This is a genomic window from Bradyrhizobium sp. Ken51, assembly GCF_055807435.1.
Genome location: NZ_JBVVPB010000177.1, coordinates 1 through 267, shown reverse-complemented (window position 1 = coordinate 267; position 267 = coordinate 1). Strand labels below are relative to the sequence as shown.

Annotated in this window: 2 pseudogenes; one reads left to right on the top strand and one right to left on the bottom strand. The window is 44.6% G+C overall.

Going from position 1 to position 267, the window contains the following annotated elements:
* Positions 1-107: pseudogene (locus tag AC0L27_RS41380) on the top strand (DUF3302 domain-containing protein); the annotation flags it as partial.
* Positions 108-132: 25 nt separating this feature from the next.
* On the opposite strand, the pseudogene AC0L27_RS41375 reads toward AC0L27_RS41380, so the two are convergent.
* Positions 133-267, bottom strand: a pseudogene (locus tag AC0L27_RS41375) (DUF3302 domain-containing protein); the annotation flags it as partial.

Below are 267 nucleotides of genomic sequence, written 5' to 3'. Positions count from 1 at the left end.
CCATTCATGTTGCTGGTTGGGTGAGTCTTTTTACGTTACATGTTATCTGGCCGTTTTTGTGGATTTGGGCCACGCTTTACCGCCCGGAGCGGGGATGGGGAATGCAAAGCCATGATTCATCCGTTATGCAACTGCAACATGAATGGCGTCGGCATGAGGATGATTACGTTTTTTGGCAATCAGGTAGGGAATATCATGTAAAATAATGATCCCATAGAAGATCACCAGAAATACAAAAATAAGCACTCCCAGTGCAAAATAGTCCAG